General features: G+C 52.0%; 20 protein-coding genes and 1 pseudogene. 11 read left to right on the top strand and 10 right to left on the bottom strand.

Annotated features, from left to right (window positions below; genetic code table 11):
• Positions 1-97 precede the first annotated feature (97 nt).
• Entirely contained in the window at positions 98-826 is a 729-nt protein-coding gene (locus tag AC5OW4_RS02845; RefSeq protein ID WP_493676634.1) for an HAD family hydrolase, read from the bottom strand.
• A gap of 97 nt (positions 827-923) precedes the next feature.
• Here AC5OW4_RS02845 and AC5OW4_RS02840 point away from each other — a divergent pair, with 97 nt between their 5' ends.
• Entirely contained in the window at positions 924-1469 is a 546-nt protein-coding gene (locus AC5OW4_RS02840; protein WP_195397655.1) for a CYTH domain-containing protein, read from the top strand.
• A gap of 91 nt (positions 1470-1560) precedes the next feature.
• A pseudogene (locus AC5OW4_RS02835) lies at positions 1561-2421 on the top strand (HAD-IIB family hydrolase).
• A gap of 230 nt (positions 2422-2651) precedes the next feature.
• Here AC5OW4_RS02835 and AC5OW4_RS02830 read toward each other — a convergent pair.
• The 3 genes from AC5OW4_RS02830 to mscL all read right to left on the bottom strand — a co-directional run bounded on the left by AC5OW4_RS02830 (position 2652) and on the right by mscL (position 6111).
• Positions 2652-3731, bottom strand: coding sequence for a DUF4261 domain-containing protein (locus tag AC5OW4_RS02830; RefSeq protein WP_195397654.1), 1080 nt, complete (start codon positions 3729-3731; stop codon positions 2652-2654).
• Positions 3732-4071: 340 nt separating this feature from the next.
• Positions 4072-5541, bottom strand: coding sequence for an alpha-amylase (locus AC5OW4_RS02825; protein ID WP_493676633.1), 1470 nt, complete (start codon positions 5539-5541; stop codon positions 4072-4074).
• A 129-nt stretch (positions 5542-5670) separates the two neighbouring features.
• Entirely contained in the window at positions 5671-6111 is a 441-nt protein-coding gene (gene mscL / locus AC5OW4_RS02820) for a large conductance mechanosensitive channel protein MscL (RefSeq protein WP_072685325.1), read from the bottom strand.
• 272 nt (positions 6112-6383) lie between these two features.
• On the opposite strand from mscL, the gene AC5OW4_RS02815 reads away from it, so the two are divergent.
• The 4 genes from AC5OW4_RS02815 (at position 6384) to AC5OW4_RS02800 (ending at position 11333) form a co-directional block, all read left to right on the top strand.
• Positions 6384-8756 (top strand): FMN-binding protein, encoded by a 2373-nt coding sequence (locus AC5OW4_RS02815; protein WP_493676632.1) that lies wholly within the window; start codon positions 6384-6386, stop codon positions 8754-8756.
• A 438-nt stretch (positions 8757-9194) separates the two neighbouring features.
• Positions 9195-9908 (top strand): DUF5131 family protein, encoded by a 714-nt coding sequence (locus tag AC5OW4_RS02810; protein WP_072685324.1) that lies wholly within the window; start codon positions 9195-9197, stop codon positions 9906-9908.
• A 46-nt stretch (positions 9909-9954) separates the two neighbouring features.
• On the top strand, positions 9955-10863 hold the full coding sequence (locus AC5OW4_RS02805) for an AraC family transcriptional regulator (protein ID WP_229100727.1): 909 nt from the start codon (positions 9955-9957) through the stop codon (positions 10861-10863).
• Complete coding sequence (locus AC5OW4_RS02800) at positions 10836-11333, top strand: hypothetical protein (protein ID WP_229100726.1); 498 nt, start codon at positions 10836-10838, stop codon at positions 11331-11333. The genes AC5OW4_RS02805 and AC5OW4_RS02800 overlap by 28 nt, the downstream gene beginning before the upstream one ends.
• Positions 11334-11549: 216 nt before the next feature.
• Here AC5OW4_RS02800 and AC5OW4_RS02795 read toward each other — a convergent pair whose 3' ends face one another.
• The gene (locus AC5OW4_RS02795) at positions 11550-12128 is read right to left on the bottom strand and encodes a TetR/AcrR family transcriptional regulator (RefSeq protein ID WP_072685322.1); all 579 of its coding nucleotides are present in this window, start codon (positions 12126-12128) and stop codon (positions 11550-11552) included.
• Positions 12129-12364: 236 nt separating this feature from the next.
• Here AC5OW4_RS02795 and AC5OW4_RS02790 point away from each other — a divergent pair, with 236 nt between their 5' ends.
• The 5 genes from AC5OW4_RS02790 to AC5OW4_RS02770 all read left to right on the top strand — a co-directional run bounded on the left by AC5OW4_RS02790 (position 12365) and on the right by AC5OW4_RS02770 (position 17542).
• Complete coding sequence (locus AC5OW4_RS02790; protein WP_072685321.1) at positions 12365-12748, top strand: hypothetical protein; 384 nt, start codon at positions 12365-12367, stop codon at positions 12746-12748.
• Positions 12749-12958: 210 nt separating this feature from the next.
• Positions 12959-13633 (top strand): response regulator transcription factor, encoded by a 675-nt coding sequence (locus tag AC5OW4_RS02785; RefSeq protein ID WP_072685320.1) that lies wholly within the window; start codon positions 12959-12961, stop codon positions 13631-13633.
• A complete protein-coding gene (locus AC5OW4_RS02780; protein WP_493676631.1) occupies positions 13626-14636 on the top strand; it encodes a sensor histidine kinase in 1011 nt (336 codons plus the stop codon). Before AC5OW4_RS02785 ends, AC5OW4_RS02780 begins: the two co-directional genes overlap by 8 nt.
• Before the next feature lie 123 nt (positions 14637-14759).
• Positions 14760-15527, top strand: a complete 768-nt coding sequence (locus AC5OW4_RS02775; RefSeq protein WP_072685318.1) for an ABC transporter ATP-binding protein — start codon at positions 14760-14762, stop codon at positions 15525-15527.
• A complete protein-coding gene (locus tag AC5OW4_RS02770; protein WP_493676630.1) occupies positions 15524-17542 on the top strand; it encodes an FtsX-like permease family protein in 2019 nt (672 codons plus the stop codon). Before AC5OW4_RS02775 ends, AC5OW4_RS02770 begins: the two co-directional genes overlap by 4 nt.
• 343 nt (positions 17543-17885) lie before the next feature.
• Here the strand turns inward: AC5OW4_RS02770 and AC5OW4_RS02765 are convergent, their stop codons facing one another.
• The 5 genes from AC5OW4_RS02765 to AC5OW4_RS02745 all read right to left on the bottom strand — a co-directional run bounded on the left by AC5OW4_RS02765 (position 17886) and on the right by AC5OW4_RS02745 (position 22164).
• Positions 17886-18650 (bottom strand): helix-turn-helix domain-containing protein, encoded by a 765-nt coding sequence (locus AC5OW4_RS02765; RefSeq protein ID WP_493676629.1) that lies wholly within the window; start codon positions 18648-18650, stop codon positions 17886-17888.
• A 250-nt stretch (positions 18651-18900) separates the two neighbouring features.
• Entirely contained in the window at positions 18901-20235 is a 1335-nt protein-coding gene (locus AC5OW4_RS02760) for a 6-phospho-beta-glucosidase (protein WP_493676628.1), read from the bottom strand.
• Positions 20232-20441: a hypothetical protein gene (locus AC5OW4_RS02755; RefSeq protein ID WP_493676627.1), complete on the bottom strand. Its 210-nt coding sequence runs from the start codon at positions 20439-20441 to the stop codon at positions 20232-20234. Before AC5OW4_RS02755 ends, AC5OW4_RS02760 begins: the two co-directional genes overlap by 4 nt.
• Positions 20442-20547: 106 nt before the next feature.
• Entirely contained in the window at positions 20548-20886 is a 339-nt protein-coding gene (locus AC5OW4_RS02750; RefSeq protein ID WP_493676626.1) for a PTS sugar transporter subunit IIA, read from the bottom strand.
• A 15-nt stretch (positions 20887-20901) separates the two neighbouring features.
• A complete protein-coding gene (locus tag AC5OW4_RS02745; protein ID WP_493676625.1) occupies positions 20902-22164 on the bottom strand; it encodes a PTS sugar transporter subunit IIC in 1263 nt (420 codons plus the stop codon).
• Positions 22165-22171: the final 7 nt, after the last annotated feature.

The raw sequence follows: 22171 nt of genomic DNA, 5'->3' as shown, positions 1-22171 counted from the left end.
TTTTTTCCGTGGCTTTCAAAGCTTTGCCTGCCGTCTTTCTGACTTTTCGCATGCCCGATTTTCAAAGAAGAAGAAAACTCAGGCTGCACGCTTTATTCTATTGCGTTGTTATTTCCCTGTCTTTGAACTTGGACGCCAGCAGCGCAGGAATCTCGCACAGCTGACCGCAATGCCAAAACGATGCGCATTCATCACAACCATGCACTAACAACGGCTGCAGGCCCGCCTGAAGAGCGCCCTGACCATCCGCGATCGGATTATCACCGATCATCACCGCCGCCGATGGATTTCCCAAGGTTTCCATCGCCAGCCTGAACGCCTGAGGATGGGGCTTTTCCACGGCCGTCTGCGCGGAGCCCAGCACGGCTTCAAAGGCGTCCGTCAAGCCGAGGCCGCGGACAATCTGCGGCAGCTCCGGCACATGATTGGACAGGATGATCATCCGGTAGCCTTCGCGTTTCAGGCAATCCAGCGTTGCAAGCGTATCAGGATAAAGATGATAAGAGCGGCTGTCGGCCTGAACGCGGTGCACCCGCCGGGCGATTCGCTGCGCTTGATCACCATTGAAGCCCAGTGCAAGCGCGACCCGAACCAGATACGCCTCCAAAAAGGTCCACCAGGCTTGCGGATCCGTCAGCTCCGGGTGCAGCTTTTCCGGTTCGTCCCATGGAAATCCGCTGTGCATCAGCGGGCGGACGTCCTTCAATGTCAACCCATGCCCCGGCGCCAGCTCGTTCATCGCCGCCAGCATCGCTCCGGACCATTTGCCTTCCTGATAAGCCAGTGTTCCGTCGAAATCCCAGATCAGTGCCGGTCGTTGATTCATGCGCATCTCCTTTATGCCGCGAAGCTTTCTCCCTCGCGGTTTTCCTTTTCTTTTCTGCTTCCTTATTATATCATACAGGGAAGAGGTGAACTTTCCAATGAATGAAAATCTTGAAATTGAATATAAAATGTTGGTCAGCGAACAGGAGTTCAGCCAGCTGCGTGATTTGACCGGCGTCGATCAGGTCCTCGTGCAGTCCAACGTGTATTATGACTGCACGCCCAGCTCAACGTTAAAGCAGATCGCGATGCGGATCCGCGACGTGCAGGGCAAGCATCTGTTCACCATGAAGATTCCCCAGGCTCAGGGTGTGCGGGAGATCGAGATGGAGCTGCCGGAAAACAGTCCGGAAGCGTTTGACAACCCGGAAATTCGGGCTTTGTTTGACAAGCTGGGGCTTACGCTGCCCGTTCATGTCTGCGGTCAAATGATCACGCACCGGCATCTGCGCGTTTATCCTTTAGGCGAGTTATGTCTGGATCACAGCCTGATCAACGGCCGCAGCGATTATGAAATCGAATTTGAGGTCACCGGTGATCCGCAGGCGGGAAAAGCCTTTTTTCTGGATCTGTTAAGTCAGGCGGGATTGACTTATCGGGAAAACAGACGATCAAAATACGCGCGCTGCGTTCTGGATCAATAATTCGCCTGTTTTCTTCTTTTTTCGGCATTTTTAACAAAGCGGAAAAGAAAATAAGCGATTTCCTGATATAATGGGACTGAGGTGATTTTCTTTGATCAAAATCTTATTCTCCGACCTGGACGGTACGTTGTTGTATATCCCGCCTGTGCTGACCAGCGGCGTCAGCGAAGAAAACCGCGCGGCGATCCGCCGGCTGCAGGATCACGGCGTACGGTTTGCGATTGCGACCGGCCGGTCTGTGAATTTTCTGCCACATCATTTTGGTTCCGATCTGGTGTTTGACACCGTCGGCATCTGCGGCGCTTCCATCCGGCTGAATGGCCGCTTCATCTATCAGACAGATTTCGACCACGATGAAATTGAAGCGCTTCTGGAGGTTTTCTCCGACAGTGCCTACGAGCATCGTTTTCTGGTCGTCACACAGGACAACGACTATATTTTTGAGGATCCTTTCGGGGAACAGGCGATGGAATATAAGCTCAATCCCAAGCACCGGATCCGCGATTGCCGGCAGGTGCTGGACGAGTCGATTTCCGAATATATCCGGGATCCGCACCACACGCACATCACCGCCTGTTTCTGCCACTTCCAGCAGGAAGAGGGCGTCGATTATTATAAGGATATGTTAAAGCGGAAATTCTTCGAACGGTATCAGATTATTCAGACCAGTCCGTATTCGATCGTCATTTTGAAAGACGGCGCTAACTAGGGGACCGGGATTGCCAAGATCGCGGCACTGACCGGCGTCGGTCTGGATGAAGTCGCAGTGATCGGGGATTCGGAAAACGACTTTGAAATGTTCGCGATGATCCCGCACAGCTATTGTATGAGTCATGCCCGCCCGGATATCCAGGCGAAGGCGAAAACGGTTGTGGATTCCGTCGCGGAGTGCATTGATTTGATTTTGAAGGAGAACGAACAGGAGCGGCTGGAAAATCTGAATCTTCTGTAAAAGTCAGGCTTCCCGCCACCCCTTCGCCAGATCGCAGGAAGGATGGATAATCAAGGGCATTCCGTGTCCAAAGTGCCACGCTTTCAACCCAACTGCGGTTTCCACTTTGTTTGCCTTCTCATTGAGGGTCCTGTTCGCTGTACGGGCCCATTTCATAAGAAAAACGTTGATCCGTGCGCTCCGCTTCGGCTTTGGCCCGGCGGTTGGGAATCAACGTTTTTTTATTTATTTTATGCCGGCTGATAGCGGATTTGCAGCATCGTCTGATCCAGCGACCGGCCCGGTCCGCAGGTGATCGGCAGTTTTTCTTCGGCGCTGAAGCCGATCGTTTCCCCATCGTTGAGCGTCACGTCCTGATCGAGGACATAGCTGGCAATGGCATAGAGGAAATCGTGCAGCTGCTGCGGCGAAGCGGCGCTGTCCAGCACCTCCATCTCCCGTTTTCCAAAGGCCTGAAGCCCATAGGTGTACGCGCACATGCCCGCTTCGCTGCGGTACAGTCCGAGATACACCCAGTCGTAGATCGGCAGTTCGCCCTCGTTCATCTGTTCTGCGACTTCCCGATACAGCTTTGGTTCGTACACCGTACCGGTCGTATAGACGCCAAGAACGCCGTCCTGCCGGCAGCAGCTGGCCATCAGCTTCGTATAAAGCGAAGCCTGAATCAGCGCCGCCTGATCTCGACCTAACACCGCGACCAGCAAATGAGCCTGATGCTGTTTCGTCATTTCGACAGCCTGCGGCCACAGGTAATTGTTCTCCGCATTGCGTTCTGCTTCCTGATTGGGAACCGGCGCGCCCATCAGGCTGACGGCCAGGGTCATCCCGTCGACTTCGGCCACCAGCGGCTGATCTGGATCGTCCGGCAGCTCACGGATCTCAATCTGCCACCTTTCGCGCAAATCGTCCGCCAGCTTCCGCGGATCCCAACGCGCTTCCCGCAGCAGCACAAAACCGGCGAACGGGCCGATCCCGGCTGCTTCCTCCTGCTTTGCCCCTTCCCGCATGCAATAGGCGCGGACCTGTTCAACCAGCGCGACCGCCTGATCGACAGCGTTTGCTTCCTGATATACTTCCATTTCGCTGAACACATGTCCGCAATGATCAAGCGCGTCCTTTTCATAACCGCCCGCGACCCCCAGCAGCCAGTCGGGATGATTCCGGGTTGGTTTGTAGCGGAAGATATAATAATGCAGATCATGCAGATCAAATTCCTGTGTTTGTTCCAAACATTCAGGGACACTGCCCAGTTCATGTTCGTCAGCCAGCCATTCGGCCATCGCTCTGCGTGCCGCTTCCGCTTGATTCATGCGTCATTCCTCCTGAACCGGGGATTTCTCCGGTCTGTTTTCTGTCTTCTGTCTTCTAATTTCTGTCTTCTGTCTTCTGTTTTCTGTCTTCTGTTTTCTGATTTCTGATTTCTGATTTCTGATTTCTGATTTCTGATTTCTGATTTCTGATTTCTGATTTCTGATTTCTGATTTCAGGATAACCGATCGGTCGGATTTCGGCAAGCAAATTTGTTTGAATGAAGGCAAAGTCTGAAATCCGAAAGGGCAGCCTTTCCACGACTTTCTAAAGCGATACCAGTGCGATCAATCGGCAGCCTGCGATGGTTTTACTTTTTCTGTATCGTTGATGAAACCTGCTTTATAAGGTCAGCGTCAGCGCGTCGTAGGCTTCATCCAGCGCCCAGACGCTCACGCTGCCCCCGCCGACCGGGAACGTACCGCATCCGTTTTCATCCAGCTGTATGATTTCTGTCTGATTCATCAGCACATCCCGCATCGTCTTGCCCGCCAGAGCCGCGCCCAGCTCCATCGTTTTGGTTCCGCCCGGCGCATCGCTCATGATCACCGCCAGACCGGAATGCGGATGTTGATCGTCCCCGGACAGCGTCCAGCCGATGATATTGGCGTCGTCAAAGTAATCGCGCTGAAGACCATAGGCGTAATCCCGGCGCGCCCGGATCATTCGCTCCAACCCCATCACCGGCGCAATGCGGTCATGCGGAATTCCAACTAAATCACCGTAAAAAACACACGGAATGCCCTCCTTCCGCAACAGGATCAGCGCATAGGCCAGCGGCTTAAACCAGGCCGGCACCCATGATGCCAGCGCCTGGGAGGGTTGGGTATCGTGATTATCGACAAACGTCACGGCAGCGTCCGGCTCCGTCTGAACTAACGTGTTGCTCAAAATCTGAGCCATGTCAAACTGGGCGTTGCTGGTGGCGGCTTTGACAAACTGATAATGTAACGGCACATCGAACAACCGCATGCAATGACCGCAAACGTCCAGATAATGCCGCAGCTTATCCAGCTCCCAGCTCCAATATTCGCCCACGGCCGGCAATGTCTGACCGGTGTTTTGACGCAGCTCGCCCAGCCAGTGAGTATAAAACTGAAAATCCATGTGCTTTACCGCGTCCAAACGGAAGCCGTCCATTTTCACCGTATCGTAATACCACTGACCCCAGCGGTCCAGTTCCGCGATAACCTCTGGATTGGACAGATCGAGATCCGCGCCCATCAGATAGTCATAATTGCCATTCTCGCTGTCGGTTTCCTGATCCCATTGTTTCCCGACAAAGCGGAAGATTCCGCTGTACTTCCAATCGCTGTCCCAATCCGTGCCGTCAAAATGACTCCAGTTCCAGGTGAAATCGGAATACTTTCCTTTCCGCCCCGGGAATGTGAACTTCGTCCACGCCTGAATCGTCCGGGGATCCGCAACGGTCTGGTTCCGGTTGTCCCCGGCGTCCTGCACCGCCAGCACTTCCTCCTGCGCATCCGCGCCCAGCCGGTGGTTCAGCACGATATCGGCCATCACTTCAATTCCGGCCCGATGCAGCGCTGCAACAGCTTCAAGATACTCCGCGCGTGTTCCATATTTCGTGGCGACAGTCCCTTTCTGATCAAATTCTCCCAGATCATACGTATCATACACGCCGTAGCCGACGTCGCTTTTTCCGCCTGTGCCTTTATAGGCCGGCGGCAGCCAGACACCGCTGATTCCCAGCGCAGCCCAGCTTTCCGCCATCGCGGCGCACCGCTTCCAATGCTGCTGATCCTCGGGCAGATACCACTCGAAGGCCTGCAGCAGCGTTTTATTTTCCAAGTCAACCGCCTTCTTTCTATGATTCAATACGTTTACTGTACCACAAATCAATCTGATGAAAGTTGAATTCAAAAAATTGTAAGAAAAAAGAAAAACTCTCCTCGAAGGAGAGCTTCCGACAGAATCCGTTTATTCCGCTTCCAGCTGGGAAGTGCAGTGCGGGCAGCGGGTGGCATGCAGATCAATCTCGGTCTTGCAGAAAGGGCAGACCTTGGTCGTCTTCGGCTGCGGCGCCGGTTCTTCCCTGGCACGCAGCTTGTTCATCCAGCGAATGATCAGGAAGATGACAAACGCGGTTAACAGAAAATTGATCAGTCCGGTGATGAAGCTGCCGTAAGCGATCGTGGAAGTATGTGCCTGCGCTTCCGCCAGCGTCGGGTAATGCTGGCCGTCCAGCGCAATGAACATATTGGTGAAATCCAGCCGGCCGGTAAACAGACTGATCACCGGCATGATGATATCGTTGACCATCGACGTGACTAACGCGTTGAAGCCTCCGCCGATGATCACGCCGACCGCCAGATCGATCATGTTGCCTTTCAGCGCAAATTTCTTAAATTCTTTGAGCATTTTTTCACTCCTGTTCTGTGCGTTCCATTATAGTGAACCCCCGCCGGAAAATCAATTCTTTCCATCAGATTTTCTTGCCTGAGGGATGAATCGGAAAGCGGCGGGCCCGTGCGCGTGATCTGAATTCATAACCATTTACAGTTCAATATTAGAACTAATAATCAAAAAATTAATCTTCACTTAATCCTTGATAATTCTTTCTCATGATAGAATACAGACGAAATCTGCGGAAGTTTTTGTTAACCGCAGAGGAAGAAAGGGAGGAAATAATGATGAAAAGCAGTAAAAAGCTGACGGCGCTTCTGCTTGCGGGCCTGATGATGACCACCGCGGCCTGCGGTACGAAGAATGAACCGGCTCAGGGAAGCGGTAGTTCGAAAGGCGAAGCGACGATCACAAAAACAGCCAAAGGATTCGGCGGCGATGTCACCGTCACCGTGAACTTTGACAAAGAGGGCAAGCTGACCAGTGTGGAGGCGGTCGGCGACGAGGAAACGCCGACGATCGGCGGTCAGGCGATTCAGGAACTGCCGGCGAAAATCGCCGAGGCAGGCAGCGCGGACGTGGACGGCGTCGCAGGCGCAACCATCACATCCACTGCAATTAAAACCGCGGTGCAGGAAGCGATCGACGAATACAACGGCACAAGCGCGGAAATTCCGGCCGCCAAGATGAAGGCCGGCACCTACACCGTCACCGCCAGCGGTTTCTCCTTGTTGAAGGAAATGGAAGTCGCGGTCACGGTCAGCGAAGACAAGATTGAAAGCATTGAAGTGCTGGACAACGGCGACACCTACCCATTCTTGGAAGCGGCAAAGGAAAAACTGATTCCGCGGATTCTGGAAAATCAGTCGGTCACCGTCGATTCGATCACCGGCTGCACCGGTTCCAGCACGGGCATCAAGCAGGCTACGGAAAAAGCCGTTGCCCAGGCATTGGCCGAAGGTGGCTCCGAAGCGGCGGCGATCAAGAATTTCTATAAGGCGCCGACCAAATCCACAGAGCAGGAAACGATTGACGTCGACGTCTTAGTCGTCGGCCTGGGCGGCTCCGGCACAGCGGCGGCGATGAGCGCGGCTGAAACTCAGTACGCGGCCAATGGCAACGACGCCTCCAAGGTCAGCGTTCTGGCGATTGACAAAGCCGGCAAATACGGCGGCACCTCCTGCATCACCGCGGACACGATGGGCATCAACGCCCCGGAATACGACAAGACCTACCATGGCGGCAAGGATTATGTCGACGCCAAAGCGATGAAGGAAGACTGGAACAACTTTACCAAGGGCGATGCGAAGCAGGATCTTCTGGATCTGTTCTTCGACGAATCCGGCAAGACGGTCGACTGGCTGATCAGCCACGGCTTTGATTACGGCAAGGGTTCCCCGGAAGGCGAAGGCTATCAATACGGCGGACCGCAGCGCGGTTTCACTGACGAGGATATCTGGTACGTCAAATTCCAGTATACCGGCCAGGGTTACGGCAACTGGAAGAAAGAAACCGGCGAAATGTTTGACAGCATGATCGCCGACTATGAAAAGGTTGGCGGCCAGTATCTGCTGGAAGTCGAAGCTAAAGAATTGATTTATGACAAGGACACCAACACCGTAACCGGCGTCAAGGCGGAACGTTACGATGGCAAGCAGTACACCATCAATGCCAAGAAAGTCATCATCGGCACAGGCGGCTTCTCCAACAACGCCGCGCTGCAGGAAAAATACCTGTCCAACCAGTATTACCCGCTGCAGGGCAGCTGGCTGATGTACGGCATGCAGCAGAACGACGGCACGATGATCAGTTCCGCGCTGGATCTGGGCGCCGGTACCTACAATATCGGGATGCCGCCGATGGTTCACTTGCAGGGCGCGCCGATCACGCTGCACGAATATCCGGTTGAAGTCGTCGGCGATGAAAACGACGTGGGCTTCTGGACACAGCTGCCGCGCCGCAACTCGCTCAACGATTTCCCGAATGCGCTGGCCAGCGCTGCTTACGCATTACAGGTCAACATGAAGGGCGAACGTTTCTCCAACGAAGCAGGCACCTTCCAGACCTGGAAATCCGGTCCGCGCTACTACACGATCTGGTCGGATGACTTCTTCCGCGACGTTGAAAAGAACGGTCTGCCGGTCAGCTTCAACGACGATCTGACCTGCCAGGGCGGCATCGACGCAGGCAAACCGCTGCCGGTGGACGAGCTGATCGACCTGTGCGTGAAAAAAGGCATCGCTTATAAAGCCGATACGCTGGAAGATCTGGCAAAGCAGCTGAAGATCGACCCGGCGGTCTTGAAAGACAATGTCGACCGCTACAATGCCGCGGTGGAAGCGGGCAAGGATGAAGAATTCGGCAAGGCCGCGGACTTCTTAACGATGAAGATCGGCGAAGAAGGCCCATATTACGCCTTTGTCGGCGCTTCCTACATTTACTCCACGGTCGGCGGCTTGGACGTCAACACTGACATGCAGGTCTTAGGCTCCGACAATGCGACGCCGATCAACGGCCTGTACGCGGTCGGCACGGATTCTCTGGGCGTTCTGTTCTCAGAACAGCGTGAATACGTCACCTATGGCGGCGCAGCTCAGGGTTGGGCTTATACGTCCGGACGTCTGGCCGGCATCAGCGCGGTCAACAGCCTGGGCGAATAAACGTCCCATTGCAGCGCATCAACACCAATGATTCATGAAGGTTTGCTCGCTGTAATGCCACAACATCCAGGATTGAAAAAGGTCTGTCCCCTGCGGCAGACCTTTGTTTTATTTTCGGCTTGTCCTGATCAACCCTTATCCTGTGGAAATACCCCTCCAGCCGGCAACGGTTAACCCCCTTTTCTCACCGGAGTCAAAGCGGAGAAAATACGCTTCCGGATGCGCTGCGCCGCAGCTCAGTCTCACTTTCAATCGGAACACACCTTCCCTTTTCCGTCGGAAAAACCTGAATTTCCCGGTTTACTTTCCCGCGTTCCTTTCGCATAATGAAAGAGAAACATAACGAATCGGATTCTTATTTTAAATTGAACGATTCGGCGCAAATCTTAGGAGGTTCCGGCAATCGGCCGTCAGCCGCAGAATCACGGAGGGAAAATCATGGCATTCTGGACACCCTGGCGCGGCTGTCACCGTCAAAGTGAAGGCTGCCGCTATTGTTATATCCACAAAGGCGACGCCCGCCGCGGCGTCGATACGAACCAAGTCGTACGCAGCGAGCATTTTTACGCGCCGCTGGAAAAGAAAGCCAACGGTGAATGGAAAATGAAAGGCGGACAGATCGTCTACGTCTGCTTCTCCTCCGACTTCTTTGTCGAAGACGCCGATCCGTGGCGCGCGGAGGCCTGGCAGATCATCCGTCAGCGTCCGGATCTTCATTTTCTGTTTCTGACCAAGCGCATCGAACGGTTTTCCATCGGTCTGCCGGACGACTGGGGTGCGGGCTATCCCCATGTGACGATCGGCTGTACCGTTGAGAATCAGCGCCGCGCGGATGAACGGTTAGCGCTGTTGGCCACGCTGCCGATCGCCCATAAGAATATTATCTGCCAGCCGATGCTGGAAGCGATGGATCTGGAAAAATGGCTGCGTGATGAAACGATCGAACTGGTTGTCGCCGGCGGGGAATCGGACCGCTGCGCCCGCCCGTTAGACTACGCCTGGATTCTGGATTTGCGCGCCCAGTGCGAACGCCAGCATACGCACTTTGAATTCCGCCAATGCGGAACGCATTTCATCAAGGATGGCCGGCTCTATACGCTGCCGGTCAAGGAACTCACCCGCCAGGCCCGCAAAGCCGCGATCAACCTCTGACAGCTCGCTTTTTCCGGTCTTAAAATGCGAGGATATTCTCCCAAGCATGAAGTACAATCAAAAATACAGAAAGGATCTGGAAACTATGGAATGGATTGACCGCCTCAACGCCTCGCTGAATTACATCGAGGAACATTTAACGGAAGAAATCAGGCTCGAGGAGCTTGCGCGGATCGCCTGTTGTTCCAGCTATCACTATCAGCGCATGTTCACTTACATCGCAGGCATTCCGCTTTCCGAATATCTGCGCCGGCGGCGGATGTCGATTGCCGCGGTCGAGCTGCAGCAGAGTGAAATCAAGGTCATCGACCTTGCCCTGAAATACGGCTATACTTCGCCGACCGCCTTCAATCGGGCATTCCAAAGCGTGCATGGCCTTGCCCCTTCAGCCGTCCGCAAGCCGGGCTGCTCCATCAAAACTTTCCCGCCGATCAGTTTCCGGATCACTGTCAAAGGAGTGGAAGAAATGAATTATCGGATTGAAAAGAAAGAAGCGTTTCGGATCGTGGGCTTATCCGCCCCGATGAAAAGCAACACCGAGGAAAATTTCAGCGTCGTCCCGCAGCTGTGGGGCCGGGCGGCAGAGGAATGCTGGATCGGAAAACTGGCGGCGATGATGAACGCTCAGCCGATGGGGATCTTGGGCGTCAGCGCCTGCTTTGAGCATGAAAACTGGAAATACTTTATCTCCGTGGCGACCGATCTGCCGGCGGAAGCGCCGTTAGAAGAGTATGTCGTGCCGGCGTTTACGTGGGCGATCTTCTCCGGGGAAGGGGTTTGTCCGCAGGCGATTCAGGATCTGGAACGAAGAATCGTCACGGAATGGCTGCCGACCTCCGGGTATGAATACGATAACGGCCCGGACATCGAGGTTTATCTGGAACCCGATCCATCCCAGGCCCGCTTTGAAGTGTGGATTCCCGTGGTATGCGCTCAATCCGGCAACGCGCAATGAGCGCCGCCTTTGACGATTTTAAGCAGAGTCTGAAGCCTGCGGAACAAGCGGGAGTTCAGACTTTGCATGAGGCTTTGTTAAATCAGGGCTGTCAGGCGGAGATCAAGGAAGCCAAAAGCGGATACACCGTCAGCTACCTGAAGCCGGACCGCAAAACGCTGGCCAACTTCGTCTGCCGGAAAAGTGGCGTCAAGCTGCGCCTGTATCCGGAAAGCATATCCCGGTATGAAGCGTTTTTAAGCACGCTGCCGGAAGCGATGAAAAAAGCGATCCGCAAAGCCTCGGTTTGTAAGCGGTTGATCAATCCAGACGACTGCAACCCCCGCTGCCAGACGGGCTACACGTTCACAATGGATGGCGAATTGTTTCAGAAATGTCGGTATATGGCCTTCTTCTTTACCGTAAACGAAAGCATGCTGCCTTCACTCTTGGCGTTTCTTGAACAGGAACGGCAGACCCCCGCAGCGTGATCGCTTTGATTTATCCCATTGCAGTTCCCTGAATTCCCTTCTGTTCAGGGAACTTTTCATGTCTTCTTTTCCGCTTTTTCCGGCTGCCTCCCATTTTGTTTCCACAAAAAAACTCCGCCCAAAATACTTTCCCAGTCAAAAATCTGACCCAAGGGGGATTTAAAAGCGGAGCTTTATTTTTTCGCTGTCGTTTCCCTTCCTCATTGAGAATAGTTCTCATTGAAGCAGGGCGCGGATCGCCGGTTCCAGCGCCAACAGATCTGAGGTGTCTTTGCGGATCCAGCAGGAAAGCGTCATCCCGTGGATCAGCGCGCAGATCTGCGGGGCGATGTGTCCGGCCCGTTCCAGACTGTATCCGCAAGCCATCAGCTTATCGCAGTATAAGCGAATCCAGCGCTGATAGACCTGTTTCGCGGCTTCCTCCATGTCGGCGCTGATATCGGAAGCTTCGATGCCGATGAACGTGATGACCAGCGACGTCGCGTATCCCTTGTGATTTTCCAGCATATCCGCAATGTGATGCGCCATCTTGACAAACACGTCCACCGCGTTGTCCGATACCGGGAAGATCAAGGCCAGAATGCCCTGTTCCATGCGCTCATAGGCATAATTGAGCACTTCAACGCCCAGCTGATTCTTGCCGCCGGGGAAGAAATAATAGAACGATCCTTTGGGGATGCCGCAGGTATCCAGAATCTCTTTCAGGCCGACGCCGTAGTAGCCTTTTTGAGCGATCAAGTTCGCAGCCGACTTCAGAATCCGCAGTCGTTTTTCATTCGTTTTTTCCTGATTCATTCTGTTCTCCCTCATCCCTGTCCGCCATCCGCTTTCTTTCTCTATCTTTTTATTATAAACTAGAATTAAGCATTAAAGAAAGAGTCGATCCCGAAATCTCGTTATAAAGTACGAAATTATCCCGGATTTGCCGCGCAGGCTGAAATCACAGACTGTTGCTTATCTGTTCTGCCGGACAGACCTGATCTTAAATTCTCGTGTTTTCTTTCTCTTTAATTCAGAATGGAGTCCCTTTTATGAAAAAACAACCCCGCCGTTGGTTCCGGATCCTGACCGCGATTGGAATTGCAAGCTTGATGATCGTCGGTATTCTCGCCATTCAGACCTTTTCGATCATCCGGCCGCGCTGCGTCGATCAGACACTGTCCATGCGCTGCGTCGGCGCATGTCCATCAGAATTCATGGATCTTCATCTACAAGGAAATGTCGATCAGTTTCATCAGTTTAACGGTTTTTTACAGGTTGGTGAGTTGGAAATCAAGCTGGAAAACAGGAACATGATGCCCGCGTCATTATTTTTTGAACAGAGAATATCAGTTTTGGGACTTGAAAATCTCCCCCTTCGCGCCGGATCTGAAATATGTCGTCAACCGTCCGATGACCCAGTGGTTTATCTTTGACAGAGAACGCTCATTTCTAATTTTGCCCGTGGATTTTGATCGGAATCAGCTGGACTCGGTTGAAAGCGCCGCCGGCGTTGATCTCGGCCCCCGAGACTGAAGCTGATTTTAACGACGCCTGATCAAACAAGCGCAACCGATCATTTTTGTCACAATCTCCAATTCCCGCCTTTTTTCAATTATAATAAGGAAGATGAAGGAGGGCCTGATATGAATAAGATCTGGATTATTGAGGATGACGCCAGCCTGGCCCGGCTGATCTCGGAGAATTTAACTAAATGGGGCTATCCTTGCGAAGCGGCGACAGATTTTGATCAGCTGGACAAGGATTTTTTAAGCGTGCAGCCGCAGCTGATCATCATGGACGTCTCGCTGCCGGGGAAAAGTGGTCATGCCTGGTGTGCGGAAATCCGCAAACTATCCAAGGTACCGATTCTTTTTCTGTCCTCACATAATGAAAACATGGATATCATCATGGCGTTGAATCAGGGCGGCGACGATTATCTGACCAAGCCGTTTTCCATGGAAATTCTGGTCGCCCGGATTCAGGCGCTGCTGCGCCGGGCTTACAGCTACGAGCCTTCGGGAACGCTGATGGAGTTTCAGGGCGCCGTCTTCAATCTCGCCGACGCTTCCTTAAGCAAAGACGGCCGGCAATGCGAGCTGACCAAGAATGAGTTTAAAATCCTGCAGCTGCTTCTGGAAAATAAAAATAAAGTCGTATCCCGGGAAAAGATCATGTTGAAGCTATGGAACAACGACTGCTTCGTCGATGAGAACACGCTGACCGTCAACGTCAACCGGCTGCGCAGAAAAATGGAACAGCTGGGCATCGACGACTGCATCGAAACACGCAAAGGACTGGGGTATTTGCTTCATGCTTAAAAGCTATCTGCGTCATCGCTCGTTTCTTTTTCTGTGGACAGGGATCGTGCTGGCGATCTACGCCTTCCTGCAATATCTCTACTGGTATCCGCTGGATTCGATCGGCTACACCGCCCTGATCGTCCTGACGCTGCTGACCTTGATTTCCGCGCTGGATTATCGTCGTTATCGACGTCGGCAGCGGCAGCTGGAAGCGTTGGAAGAGGCGTGGATCAGTCTGGAAAAAGAAATGCCGGAAACGCGTGATCCGCTGGAGCTGCGCTATCAACAGCTGATCCTGAAGCAGCGCGTCATCCTGACGGAAGAAAAGGAAAAGCAAAACGCCGCACAAAAACAGCGGGAAGAGCTGGTCACGATGTGGATGCATCAAATTAAACTGCCGCTGGCTTCACTGAGCCTGATTCTTGAAAGTCTCGAGCCGGAAGACACCATTTCCGCCAGTCATCTCAACGAAATGAAGCTCGCGCTGATGCGAACGGAACAGTATGCACAGACCGCGCTCAAGGCGATTCAGATTGAGAATCTGAAAGAGGATCTGATTTTAGAGCCGTGTGATCTGGGCGAGCTGTGCCAGGAAGTGATCCGCAAGCAGGCGCTGCCGTTCATCCTGAAAAAGCTGCAGCTGAACTTCACGCCGTTTCATCAACCTGTTATTACCGACCGGAAATGGCTGGGCTTCATTCTGGAACAGCTGTTGTCCAATGCCTTAAAATACACTGACGCCGGCATGATCAGCGTCACGTTTCGCTGTGATCCGACACCGCATTTAATCATCGCCGATACCGGTCGGGGCATCGCCGCCGCGGATCAGGCACGGTTGTTTGAGCGGGGCTATACCGGCTATAATGGCCACCATGACTTCAAGGCCAGCGGGATCGGGCTTTATCTCTGCCGGAAAACCGCCGATTCGCTCAATATCAAGCTGCATCTTGAATCCGAAAAAGAGAAAGGTACGCAGGTTCATCTGATCTTCCCCTCTCCCGATCTGTTTTTCTATCGCTGATTCCTTCCTTTGCGCATCGTGACAGAAATGTTCGATTGCCCGGGAAATTGTTCGTCAAGTCGATGGAGCGAATTTCAGCGCTGCGATAAAATGGGATCAGATGAAAGAAATGAGGGATGCAAAATGGAACTGCTGCGAGCAGAGAACATTCAAAAAGTATACAACACCCGCGCCGGAGGCAAACCGTGCCGCGCGCTGGCCGGAGTCAGCTTCTCCATAGAAGCGGGGGAATTCGTCGCGATCATGGGCGCGTCGGGATCGGGTAAATCGACCTTGCTTAATATTCTGGCGACCCTGGATACGCCGACCAGCGGCGAGGTCTATCTGGAAGGTCAATCCATGAAACAGATCAAAGGAAAGGATCTGGCGGCCTTCCGGCGGGAAAAGCTGGGCTTCGTCTTCCAGGATTTCAATTTACTGGACACCTTCACTGTCCGCGACAACATCCTGCTTCCGCTGGTGCTCAGCCGGACGCCATTAGCGGAAATGGAACGACGGTTAAAACCGGTCGTTGCCAGTCTGGGCATTGAACCGCTGCTGGAACATTTCCCGGTCGAGATTTCCGGCGGTGAAAAGCAACGGACTGCAGTAGCACGGGCGGTCATTACCGAGCCGCGCCTAATTCTGGCCGACGAGCCGACCGGAGCGCTGGATTCGCGGTCATCCCAACAGCTGCTCGACATTTTTGATCAGCTGAACCAACAGGGACAGACGCTCTTGATGGTGACGCACAGCTCGCTGGCGGCCAGCCATGCCCGGCGGGTGCTGTTTATCCGCGACGGCAGGCTGTTCGCAGAATTATGCCGCGGCGATCAGTCTCAGCAAGTCTTCTACGACCGGATTACCGCGTCGTTGTCCATGGCGACGCGGCAGGATGGGGAGAGCTTATGATCCGCTATGCTTTCCGTCTGGCCTGCGACAATCTGAAACGCGGTCAAAATGTGACGCTGCCGTTTTTCATCGCCAGTACCGTCACGGTGTTTCTGCATTTTCTGATCATGACGATGATGTTTAATCCGCATGTGCCGGAAATCCGCGGCGGCGCGACGCTGGCCTTTATTTTCCAGCTGGGCGTGTTCGTCATCACGACCTTTGCGATTCTGTTTATGATCTCGATCCATCAGATGCTTTTAAAAAAGCGGAAAAAGGAATTGGGCTTATATACGATTCTGGGCATGGAAAAGAAACACATCTCTTTGATTTTATGTTGGGAAAACTGGATTCAAACACTTGCTTCCTTGGGATTGGGACTCCTTTTGGGACTGGTCGGCGGACGCCTGATCTGGATGATCCTGTTAAGGATACTCAACAGTCCCAACGGCCTGCCCTACGCCTTTTCCTGGACTGCGCTGGGCTGGACGGCCGCTGTTTTTATCGGCTTGTTTCTGGCGACCACCGCCGTTTCACTGTTTCAGATTCATCGGCTCAATCCGATCGAGCTGCTTCACAGCGAAAAACAGGCGGATAAACCGGTGCGTTTTCTGGCCGTTAAGACGGTGTTCGGCCTGATCTGCCTGATCGTGGCCTATGCCGTCGCCTTGTTCACCAACAATATGTTTACCGCGTTGATGGTCTTTTTCTTCGATTGCATGCTTGTCATCTTCGCGACCTCCATTCTCTTTGAATCCGGCACGACATTCTTTCTGCGCTGGCTGAAAAAGCGTAAAACGTTTTATTACAAGCCTGACAACTTCGTCGCGGTGTCGATGCTTTCCCACCGGATCCGCCGGAATGCTTCCAGCCTGACGACGATCTGCATCCTCAGCACGATGTTGTTAGTGACGATGGGCGGCTGCGCAGCTTTGTTTTTCGGCGAGGATAATGCGTTGTCGGAATCCAATCCGGATGATCTGACCTACACGCTCAGCGAGGAACTGACTTCTTCTCAGCGGGATGAAATCACCGCGGCTGCGGCCGAGCTGGCCGAAACGCATCATGTCACACTGGAGGATGTCCAGATTTACAGCTATGGCGAAGCGTATTCCAAACTTATTGGTTCTACGTTGGGAACATTTACCGACAACGACTATCTCGTCGGTTTCCGCAGTGCGGTGATCGACTATGGCTACGATATCTTTCTGATTCAGAGCGATACCTACCAGCGGATTACCGGTCAGGTTGCGGCGCTGCAAAGTGATGAGCTTCTGATCCTGACGGGCAACGATCAGATTCATCTTTCAGCATTAACGATTAATGGAAAAACCTATGCGGTCCGCGATATCCAGCGCAGCACGCCGTTCACTCAGCGCAAATACAACAACGGCGGCGGCACGAATTCATCGGATTCCAGCGAGCTGTTATTCCTGGTCTTCGCGGATGAAGCGGCGATGCTGCCGGTTCAGGATTATCTGCAGGAAGGGAAATGGGAAACCAGCACGCGGATCGGCGTGAATTACAGCGGCACATTGGAAAACCGCACGGCGTTTTACGAGGCGTTGAACCAACGTGTCCGCGGATCAGGCGTTCCGGTTCAATTTGCCACCTGTCTTGACTACGACCGGCAGGAATTCAAAAGCATGTATGGAGGACTGTTATTTGTCGGCGTGTTCTTCTCCGCTCTGTTTTTAACGGCGACCGTGCTGATCATTTATTTCAAGCAGATCTCGGAAGCGATGGACGATCGTGAACAGTATATCCTCCTGCAGAAAGTCGGCATGGACGAACAGGAGGTATCCGCAACGATCAACCGTCAGGTCATGCTCGTCTTCTTCCTGCCGCTGATTACCGCTTTGATTCACACCAGCTTCGCGACGCCGCTGATGCAGACGCTGTTAGTGGCGCTGAAACTGACAAATCCGATCTTCACCTATGCCTGCGTCAGCGTATGCGCTGTGATCTTCACGATCTTCTATCTGATTTTCTACCGCATGACTTCGCAGATTATCAAGAAAGAAGTGGCGTTCTGAGTTCACTGTTAAAAGACTTTAAGCTTCTTCATTTGGTAAATTCCGGCAATCCTTGAAAATTCAGGATCAGGTGATAAAAACTCCCGGCTTTGAAATAATTCCTTCTTGGGGAATCGACCGCTTTCTGACGGACTTCATCGTCGGGAGTTTTTTATTTTCATATGCCGATCAGCCATAGCAAGCGGGCAGGAATAGAGCGGTTCAAAATTTCGTTTCCTGACCCTTTGCGTATTGGATATCCGATTTGTGAGCGCCATCGCTTTTTATAAGCGCCTTCCCTCAGACCAGAAACAAACCGGAAGCAATATCGGCAACTACATCGCCGGCGAATCATAAAAGCTTTTTATTCATATTTCCTTCCCACGTAGATCATCGGGATGAACAATCCTCCAAGATAGATCAGAAGCAGAACGATCTTCACAGGCCAAGGATCCCCATTGAAAAGAAGCATCAGAAACCCGTACACCGCCGGCATCAGCACCAGTGAACCCAGCGCCCAGTTGCGGCCGGCATTCATGATCGGCAGCCAGTTGCGATTATTAAAGTAAATTCCAACGAGATTCATTCGGAAAACGCCGTTGCTGTAACTGCTGATTTTATTCTCATCATAATAGGCGGGCAGTTTTTCCCGCGCGAACAGACAAAAATAGAGGCCAAAGATCACGCTGAGCAGCTCCACGAGTAATAAATCATTGAACATCCTGGAAGAAACCAGATGAAAGTGCAGCAGCATCCCTATTTCTCCCGCGGAAACCGCAAGACAAAGCAGGAGAAGCAAACCGTTTTTCTGACGGCGCTGCTTCCGCGGCTGCGGATCTTCCTCGACCATCGTTATTGCTTTTGTTACAAGCTCGTCGACCTGATTGGCGCTCATCGGTTCCGATTGGGGAATTCTCCGGCATTCCAGCAGCTCCGCCACGCTCACATCGAGCGCCTGAGCCAGCGGCACTAACAGTGTGATATCCGGCATATTCAAACCGCGTTCCCATTTACTGACCGCTTTATCTGAAATCATGAGCTTCTGCGCCAGCTCTTTTTGCGTCATTTGTTTCTGTCTTCGCTGATCGGCAACGAACGCCCCGAATTGTTGCTTATCTAATTCAAACATAACTTCCTCCTCCTGCCGTTATTTTATAACAGAAGTTGAAAAACATCGACCGACGGGTGGTTGAGTTGTGCTATTCCCGGGTTTTTAGCAGGAGATCAACCGAAGGGCGAGGGGTGTCATTCAGGCTGGAAGAACCATTTTTCCTCTTCGCTCAATAATTCAGAATATGATCAGATTTGAAAAAGGCCGGAATGCATTTGCTTTCCAGCCTTACTTTATAAGTTTTTATCCCAGATTAGTTTCTTTAGCTTCAATCCGCGTCATTCGGAATCTTCCATCCTGGCAGATATTGACGATGAGCTTTCAGCATCTCATCCAGAATCTGACGGGCGATCTTTTCATCCATGACCTGCGGGTTGATCGTCATGGCCATCAACGCCGTCGCATAATCATGATTTAACGCCGCCTGTGCAGTCAGCCTTTCAAACGATTTGATCTGCCTGACAATTCCTTCTACATGAATCGGCAGACGTCCCATGGTCAACGGGCGCGGCCCTTCTTTTGTGATCACAGAGCTGATTTCTACAACTTCATCATCGGCGAACGAAGAACATCCGCCTTGATTCAGCGTATTCACAACCTGTATATCCCGCCGGTCATTGAAAATAGAATCGATCAGACTGCAGGCTGCGTCGCTGTAATACGCGCCCCCGCGTTGTTCCAATTCCTGCGGTTTCTCGTCCAGATGAACATCGGCATATTTTTCAAACAATTCTTTTTCTACCCGCATGACAACCTGGGCTCGATTTTCCCCCCGCTCAGCATCCGCTTCAGCATGGTTCAGCATTTCATCCTTAAAAAAGTAATAACGCAGATATGGAGACGGTATACAATGAAGCGCACGCATAAAATCAGGAGTGTAGGGCAGATTTTCAAATCGTTCATCGAATTCTTTGCCTTCATTATATTGGCATAGAGCCTCGATCACCTGCGATGTGATATCAGCGCCTCGATTATAAACACGCAGACCAAAGACCATATGGTTCAGCCCGGCAAAGTCGATGCGCAGATCTTCATTGGGAATGCCCATCAACCCTGCGATCCGATGGCCGATTACCGTCGGCGAGTTGCACAACCCGATAAATCGTTTCCACCCGCTGTACCGAAGCACTGCTTCCGCATTCAGCCCCGCCGGATTGGTAAAACTGATAATCCAGGCGTTAGGACATTGTTGCTTGCAGTCTTCAATAATTTCAAATAAGATCGGAATTGTCCGCAATGCTTTGAACAGTCCCCCTGGACCGTTGGTCTCCTGTCCCAGCACGCCGTAGCGAAGCGGGATCTTTTCATCCAGATCCCGCGCCTTCAGCTGTCCGACGCGAAACTGCGTCGTCACAAAATCAGCATCTTTCAGCGCTTCCTTCCGATTCAGTGTCGCATGAATTTCAATCGGAACTTTTGCTTTTTTTACCATGCGTTTGGCTAACGCCGCAATAATCTTGAGTTTTTCCTGACCTTCTTCGATATCGACAAGCCACAGTTCCCGTACTGGTAAAGTTGCCTGACGTTTGATCAATCCTTCGATAAGCTCAGGAGTGTAGGAAGATCCCCCGCCAATCGTTACGACTTTAACGCCTTTTTTCATAAATTCACCTCATTTTCAACGAATAGAATTCCAAAGTGGAACAAAACTGGAACTAAAATATAATTCATCAGGAAAATCATGGACAACATCGCGATAATACCGGGGATGAAGTTTAGAATCGCGTAATACAGAGCAGCCAGTAAAAATACGAGCTTTCCCAACGCGTCCACGTAAGGCAAACTCATGCCTTTCAGAACCGTTTTCACCGGATAAGTTTTCCGACAGGCTTTACATTGAACACCGCTTAAGACCAGGAAATGAAAACCTTTGTAAATACAACGATAGCGCGTGGATTGACAGACGCAGGGCTGATTACGACATTTCATGTTTCATTTGCAGCAGGGGAAGAAGCCGCTTTGTATACTGAATCGAATTGGCTGCCGTCATGCAGATGTCCATCGCATGAATCATCAGGATCGAAGGAACGACCTCTTTTCCCTGAGCCTCCTCGTTCATTAAAGCAAATTGATTTTTCTGTGCGGTTAACAACTCCTGTCCCGCATCCTCCAGGATTTCCATCGCCGCTTTCAGATTCCCGCTTTCATAAGCATCCAACGCATCGAAGACTTTGGCGTTGGCATTGCCTGCATGTGCGACCATCATCAGCAACAGCTGTTCTGTATTTAAAGTTGGTCCTTCTTTTTCACTCATCGGCATCTTTCTCCTTTATCCTTCAGCTGAAATTTGTGCTTCTGTTTCTTCCTGAATTTTCTGTTTATCATACATTTTAATAAACGGATAATAGATCAGGCAGTTTAATACGAGCAAAATCAGCCACCAGATCAAATTGCGAAGATCGCCGCCAGACGATAAATAAGAACCTAAGAATCCCGGCAGAGCCCAATGCAGCGTAACATAGGTTCTTCCGATGATATTCAAATAGGAGAGAATCCAGGTCGTCAGTAAATTAAAGGTATTCGCAAATAAGAACGGAATCAGCATGATCGGATTCAGCACCACCGGCAAACCGAACCAGAAAGGTTCTGTGACGCCGAACACGGCCGGCAGCGCTGCCAGCTTGCCGATTTGTTTCAGATGCGAAGATTTACAAACGACAACCATCATCAGACAGATCGCAAACGCAGATACGCTGGAGTCCTGATAGAAGCTTTCAAATGAAGGCGTGATGATATACGGCATCGCCTGCCCAACAGCCACCGCCGCAGCATTGGCGTCGATATTGGCCAGCGCAAAGGGATACAGAGCTCCGCCATTGAATGCGATAATACTTCCGCCATGAATTCCGGCAAACCACAACGTCCGGGATATCAGACTTTCCGTCACAACCGCAAACGGTGAATCCGCAGCGACTGCCAGCGGAGAGATCAACATGGCCATTAAACCCGGAATATTGACGCCAAACGCTACACGAACAGCCCAAACCAGCACGACGATGATGCCTAAAGAAATCAGCATTTCAAAAGCTGCGGAAATGATCGGCGGCACCGAATCCGGCATTTTGATAAGAATTCCCCGTTTTGTGAATTGATAGTTCAGGAAAACCGTAACCACGCCCGCTAAAATCGCGCAGAAGATCCCCTGCGAACCCAGATAGGCCAGACTGATCGTCCCCTCCGCAGTCAGCGGATTAACCATAATCAAGAAGATCGCTGTCGTCGCGACGCCATTCACCAAAGGCTGCAGGTTCACGGCGTTTGCCAGCGCATAGCCGATCGCAAATGCCATATACAGAGCGATCAGACCCAAAGTCAGGGTATTCGGGACACTGAGCATCGGCACGTACGGAGCGATGAACTCAGCCCAGCTTTCATTTGGAAAATAACAAATCAGAAGGAAGACGCTGCCGATCAAAACAATCGCCAGAGTGGAAGTGAAAGCGTCGCGAATTGCCAGAAGATATTTATTTGACGCCATTTTAAATAATGGCGGCATTATCTTATCTTCCATGAAGTTCATAACATGATGCATAAATTCC

The sequence above is a fragment of the Holdemania sp. genome (assembly GCF_986127675.1).
This window is presented reverse-complemented; position numbering and strand designations above follow the sequence as displayed.

Coding starts and splice junctions, on each gene's coding strand:
- AC5OW4_RS02845 (WP_493676634.1), bottom strand. CDS start 826: ATGAATCAACGACCGGCACTGATCTGGGATTTCGACGGAACACTGGCT.
- AC5OW4_RS02840 (WP_195397655.1), top strand. CDS start 924: ATGAATGAAAATCTTGAAATTGAATATAAAATGTTGGTCAGCGAACAG.
- AC5OW4_RS02830 (WP_195397654.1), bottom strand. CDS start 3,731: ATGAATCAAGCGGAAGCGGCACGCAGAGCGATGGCCGAATGGCTGGCT.
- mscL (WP_072685325.1), bottom strand. CDS start 6,111: ATGCTCAAAGAATTTAAGAAATTTGCGCTGAAAGGCAACATGATCGAT.
- AC5OW4_RS02815 (WP_493676632.1), top strand. CDS start 6,384: ATGAAAAGCAGTAAAAAGCTGACGGCGCTTCTGCTTGCGGGCCTGATG.
- AC5OW4_RS02810 (WP_072685324.1), top strand. CDS start 9,195: ATGGCATTCTGGACACCCTGGCGCGGCTGTCACCGTCAAAGTGAAGGC.
- AC5OW4_RS02805 (WP_229100727.1), top strand. CDS start 9,955: ATGAAGTACAATCAAAAATACAGAAAGGATCTGGAAACTATGGAATGG.
- AC5OW4_RS02800 (WP_229100726.1), top strand. CDS start 10,836: ATGCGCTCAATCCGGCAACGCGCAATGAGCGCCGCCTTTGACGATTTT.
- AC5OW4_RS02795 (WP_072685322.1), bottom strand. CDS start 12,128: ATGAATCAGGAAAAAACGAATGAAAAACGACTGCGGATTCTGAAGTCG.
- AC5OW4_RS02790 (WP_072685321.1), top strand. CDS start 12,365: ATGAAAAAACAACCCCGCCGTTGGTTCCGGATCCTGACCGCGATTGGA.
- AC5OW4_RS02785 (WP_072685320.1), top strand. CDS start 12,959: ATGAATAAGATCTGGATTATTGAGGATGACGCCAGCCTGGCCCGGCTG.
- AC5OW4_RS02780 (WP_493676631.1), top strand. CDS start 13,626: ATGCTTAAAAGCTATCTGCGTCATCGCTCGTTTCTTTTTCTGTGGACA.
- AC5OW4_RS02775 (WP_072685318.1), top strand. CDS start 14,760: ATGGAACTGCTGCGAGCAGAGAACATTCAAAAAGTATACAACACCCGC.
- AC5OW4_RS02770 (WP_493676630.1), top strand. CDS start 15,524: ATGATCCGCTATGCTTTCCGTCTGGCCTGCGACAATCTGAAACGCGGT.
- AC5OW4_RS02765 (WP_493676629.1), bottom strand. CDS start 18,650: ATGTTTGAATTAGATAAGCAACAATTCGGGGCGTTCGTTGCCGATCAG.
- AC5OW4_RS02760 (WP_493676628.1), bottom strand. CDS start 20,235: ATGAAAAAAGGCGTTAAAGTCGTAACGATTGGCGGGGGATCTTCCTAC.
- AC5OW4_RS02750 (WP_493676626.1), bottom strand. CDS start 20,886: ATGAGTGAAAAAGAAGGACCAACTTTAAATACAGAACAGCTGTTGCTG.
- AC5OW4_RS02745 (WP_493676625.1), bottom strand. CDS start 22,164: ATGCATCATGTTATGAACTTCATGGAAGATAAGATAATGCCGCCATTA.